This window comes from Candidatus Thermoplasmatota archaeon, assembly GCA_018814355.1.
GTDB lineage: Archaea > Thermoplasmatota > Thermoplasmata > UBA10834 > UBA10834 > COMBO-56-21.
The window spans coordinates 1-4,183 of the sequence record JAHIZT010000009.1; the positions used below are offsets into that span (position 1 = coordinate 1).

The 4,183-nt window shown below is 56.4% G+C and carries 5 protein-coding genes; 4 read left to right on the forward strand and 1 reads right to left on the reverse strand.

Going from position 1 to position 4,183, the window contains the following annotated elements; translation table 11 throughout:
- Window positions 1-526 precede the first annotated feature (526 nt).
- From KJ653_00285 to KJ653_00300, 4 genes are all read left to right on the forward strand, one after another.
- Window positions 527-1,018, forward strand: coding sequence for a hypothetical protein (locus tag KJ653_00285; GenBank protein MBU0684279.1), 492 nt, complete (start codon window positions 527-529; stop codon window positions 1,016-1,018).
- A gap of 122 nt (window positions 1,019-1,140) precedes the next feature.
- Complete coding sequence (locus KJ653_00290) at window positions 1,141-1,575, forward strand: ferredoxin family protein (GenBank protein MBU0684280.1); 435 nt, start codon at window positions 1,141-1,143, stop codon at window positions 1,573-1,575.
- Window positions 1,576-1,579: 4 nt separating this feature from the next.
- Window positions 1,580-2,677, forward strand: coding sequence for an ACR3 family arsenite efflux transporter (gene arsB / locus KJ653_00295; GenBank protein MBU0684281.1), 1,098 nt, complete (start codon window positions 1,580-1,582; stop codon window positions 2,675-2,677).
- 119 nt (window positions 2,678-2,796) lie between these two features.
- On the forward strand, window positions 2,797-3,123 hold the full coding sequence (locus tag KJ653_00300; protein MBU0684282.1) for a hypothetical protein: 327 nt from the start codon (window positions 2,797-2,799) through the stop codon (window positions 3,121-3,123).
- A gap of 7 nt (window positions 3,124-3,130) precedes the next feature.
- On the opposite strand, the gene proC is transcribed toward KJ653_00300, so the two are convergent.
- Window positions 3,131-3,955 carry a pyrroline-5-carboxylate reductase gene (gene proC, locus KJ653_00305; GenBank protein MBU0684283.1) on the reverse strand — a complete coding sequence of 275 codons (825 nt, stop codon included), beginning with the start codon at window positions 3,953-3,955 and terminating at the stop codon, window positions 3,131-3,133.
- Window positions 3,956-4,183 lie beyond the last annotated feature (228 nt).

Genomic DNA, 4,183 nt, shown 5'->3' on the forward strand with positions numbered 1-4,183 from the left:
AGGCATCATCCCTCTCCAGTATGTCCGGGAGAGGCCGTCCGCGGAGGGTATGGTGTCCTCTCAACGACCATGTCCATGCGCGGCTCAGTGCATCCCATGACGTGATATATTTCGATTGCTTATATAATTTTCCAGCATGATCGATTGCCAAGAGAAGTGTCCGACAGTCCCGTCTGACAGCGAAAGCCAGAAGAGGTCAGACGGCCTTTCCGTACTCCTTGTGGTTCCAAGAAGCTGCTCGAGAAGATAGTCGAGGCCGAGATCATCTTGGTCCTGTTCGACGTTGTCCTTGCGGCCAGTGCGTGCATCAGAGTCTTCCTCACCCGGTCCCCGTGGGGGCTCAGGTGTTCCGGGTGCTGATTGACACCACAGCTCGACGGTCAGAATCAAGGAGAGGATTGATTTCTTTGTCTGCACATTGCCGACAGTCTCACGGTCATGATTGCGATGAGAGCCTGGGACATACTGGGGTGAGGAACAACTGACTGAGAGCCGTGAATGCTACTCGAAATCACTGAGCAACTCGATGAAAGTCGGGGGATTGGAGGTAGGCATATCGGGGCTCAGGGACATAGTCGATAAAGGGCTCGAACACATCGATAGCAGTGATGACGAGCAGAAACGAGTCCTTTTGAGCGAGCTGAAGGCCAGGAACTACGTCCCTGGCTCGGTCGAGAACGAGTACATCGCATCACTGTGGACCGAGTACAAGAAAGCCAGAGTGCTCAGGCGTGAGCAGCTGGAGTCGAGCTTCAAGGGCATCCCGAGGGAGGAGATCCAATGGTTCCCGAAGGTGGATCAGGCGAAATGCTCCGGGTGTAGCTCGTGCATCGAGTTCTGCGTACACGGTGTCTTCCATTTCGACGGTAAGTCGCACGTCGTGAGACCATACAGCTGTGTCGTTGGGAACACCAGCTGCCGCAGCTTCTGTCCAGAGAAGGCCATATCGTTCCCGACGCACTCTCAATTGAAGGAAACGCTGAAGAACCTGAGAGAGAGATATAGCGTGCGCGATTGATGTCAAATCAAGGTGAGATGATGGCAGGCCCATGTTGTCCAGGGAAGCCGGTCTGCAAGCGTGTGAAGATCGGTGGTCAGGAGCTCGGCATAGCCGGTTTCGACGAGATCATGGCAAAGGGCATGGAGCACATCAACGGCACCGACCAGGAGCAGAGGGCGGCCCTGCTCAAGGAACTCAAGGTTCACAATTATGTCCCCGACTCAGTGGAGAAGCAGTACCATGACGCTGTCTGGGCGGAGTTCAAGCAGCTCAGGGGGAAGCGCCTTGGCCAGCTCGAAGAGCGCTATCACGGGATACCGCGAGAGGCGATACAGTGGTTTCCTACGATAGACTCTGAGAGGTGCAATGCATGCGGAGTATGTGTCAAGTTCTGCCATAGGGGAGTCTACGCTATGGACGACAAACCCCATGTCGCCAATCCGTACCGATGCGTCGTTAGCTGCACCGGTTGCGGTGGCAAATGCCCAGAGGAGGCCATATCCTTCCCGACCCTCGTTGAACTGCGCGACGAGCTGAAGGCCTTAAGAAGGAAGCACGGTCTAGTCTCGGAATGATAGGATGTCAGGAGAATGTTCGGCGTCATGCGAGACGCCAAAGAAGAAGCTGTCCTTTCTCGACGAGTTCCTAACGCTCTGGATATTCATCGCAATGGCCATCGGCGTAGGGTTTGGGTATGCATTCCCTGAGATTGCGGACATCCTCGACTCCATCAAGATCTTCAACGTCTCCTTGCCAATTGTGATCGGCCTACTGGTGATGATGTACCCCCCGCTCGCAAAGGTGCGCTACGAAGAGTTGGGTAAGCTTAAGGAGGCGAAGAAGATGTTCAGCACATCGCTCCTGCTCAACTGGGCCATCGGACCCGTACTGATGTTCTCACTCGCATGGCTGTTCCTCCCCGATCCGAGCGACGCGCCGCTTAGGAACGGCCTGATACTCGTCGGAATTGCCAGATGCATCGCGATGGTGCTCGTTTGGAACATGCTGGCGGAAGGGGACTGCGAGTACTGTGCTGTGCTCGTCGCCCTCAATTCGGTCTTCCAGATAGTGATGTACTCAGTCCTTGCCTACTTCTTCATCACCGTCATGACGCCCGTGGTCTCGCCATCTTCCGAAGCCATAGTGGTCAACATAACGATGGCCGACATCGCGAAGAACGTCCTGATATTCCTGGGGATACCGTTCGCTGCAGGTGTTGCGAGTTGGTACTTGATTGCGCGGAGGAAGGGCCGAGACTGGTACGACAATGTGTTCGCTCCGAAGATCAGTCCCTTGGCACTCCTGGGTCTCCTGTTCACGATCGTCGTGATGTTCTCGTTGCAGGGTGAGAGGATCATCGACAGTCCCGACCTGGTGATAAGAGTCGCCCTCCCACTAGTGGCCTATTTCTTGCTCATGTTCTTCATGAGCTTCGCACTGTCGCACAGGCTTGGCTTCACGTATAGCCAGGGTGCAACACAATCGTTCACCGCCGCGAGCAACAACTTCGAGCTCGCCATCGCCGTCGCAGTCGCCACATTCGGGATCGCATCTCTTGAGGCTTTCGCTACTGTCATCGGGCCCCTCATGGAAGTGCCGGTTCTGATCAGCCTCGTGAACGTCGCGCTCTGGATCAAGCGCAGGTACTACGGACCGGATGGAAGACCAAGGCGTTGAAGGGGTGGTGCGGGCTGAGGACAACCTTTTTGGTCATTGACACCCCTTAACACGCGGGGGCGCGCGCGACGAAGCAGTTCAACATTTTCGTGGAGGATAAGATAGGGGAGCTAGCACGTGTGACCGAGGCTCTGGCCCAGAGCGCCATCAACATCAGGGGCTTGGCTACGGACAAGATGGGGCCGAGACCGACGGTGAAAGTGATCACGGACGATGAATACTCTACGAGGAAGGCATTGTCAAGGGCCAGCTTTGATTTCGAGGAGACGGACGTGGTCCTCGTAGACTTGATAGACAGACCTGGAGAGATAGCCAAGGTTGCCAGACGAGCCGCCAAGGCAGGTGTCAACATCAACTCCGTGTTCGTGATTGGCAAGAAAGATACACCGGCGGCACTCGCGCTCGGAACCGACGATCCCAAAAAGGCGAAAAGGCTACTGGAATAGCCTGGGCTCAGTCCTTCCTTTGCGACCCTAGCTCGCTCGACCTCTTCGCTGCGACCTCGACCGCGTCGATCAGCATGGCCTTCAAGCCGTTCCTCTCGAGCGAGTGCAACGCGCTGATAGCTGTCCCGCCGGGAGATGTCACGAGGTCCTTCAATTTGGCCGGGTGCTCCTTCGTCTCCTTGATGAGCTTCGAGGCTCCGATGAGAGTCTGGATCGAGAGCGTGTTCGCAATGTCTCGGGAGAGGCCGACCTTCACACCTGCGTCCGAGAGTCCCTCGAGTATCTGGAAAACGTACATCGGGCCGGTACCGCTCAGGCCCGTGACCGCGTCCATCAGGTCCTCATCGACATCGACGACTATTCCGACGGATTCGAAGATGTGCCTCGCTATCGCCAGATCGGATTCTGTAGCGTACTTGCCTTGACAGATCGCGGTCGCCGCCTCCCGGACCACAGCAGCGATGTTCGGCATCGCCCTGATCACTGGGACCTTCCCGCCCACACGCTTCTCAATCGAGGCAGTCGGGACCCCCGCCGCAACCGAGATGATGAGCTTGCTGTCTTTCATAGCCGGCTTGATCTCGTCAAGGACATGGGACATGATCTGGGGCTTGACGGACAGGAGGATAATGTCGGCCCAGGTCGCGGCGTCAAGGTTCGAATGCGAGGCTTTGATGTCGTGTGCTAGACCCCTGATGTGCTCCAGCCTCTCCTTCAACGGCTCTGCGATCATGATGCGCTCGGGGGTTGCCCACTTGGTCTGAAGGATGCCCCTTGCTAGGGCCATGCCCATGTTCCCGCCGCCTATGATCGCTATCTTCTTGCTGTTCATCTCCGTTCAGCCTCGGATACTTTCATGTCCACATTGACTGAAGTATATAACAAGCCTTGGTTCTGTCAATTCTCGAGTGTCGACATGCCTATGTTGCCATGTCCGCGTGACTCGTTCCATTCGGCTCCGACCGTGCGGCCATCGCTGGCTCGTATAGGATCATCATCACGTCATGCTGGAACGCGCCGGGGTCGAACCGTAGACCCCCTGCCATCCCGTTGGAGATGG

Bases quoted from the DNA above. Each gene is read 5' to 3' on its own strand.
- arsB (MBU0684281.1), top strand. From the start codon at position 1,580: ATGTCAGGAGAATGTTCGGCGTCATGCGAGACGCCAAAGAAGAAGCTG.
- KJ653_00285 (MBU0684279.1), top strand. From the start codon at position 527: ATGAAAGTCGGGGGATTGGAGGTAGGCATATCGGGGCTCAGGGACATA.
- proC (MBU0684283.1), bottom strand. From the start codon at position 3,955: ATGAACAGCAAGAAGATAGCGATCATAGGCGGCGGGAACATGGGCATG.
- KJ653_00290 (MBU0684280.1), top strand. From the start codon at position 1,141: ATGGAGCACATCAACGGCACCGACCAGGAGCAGAGGGCGGCCCTGCTC.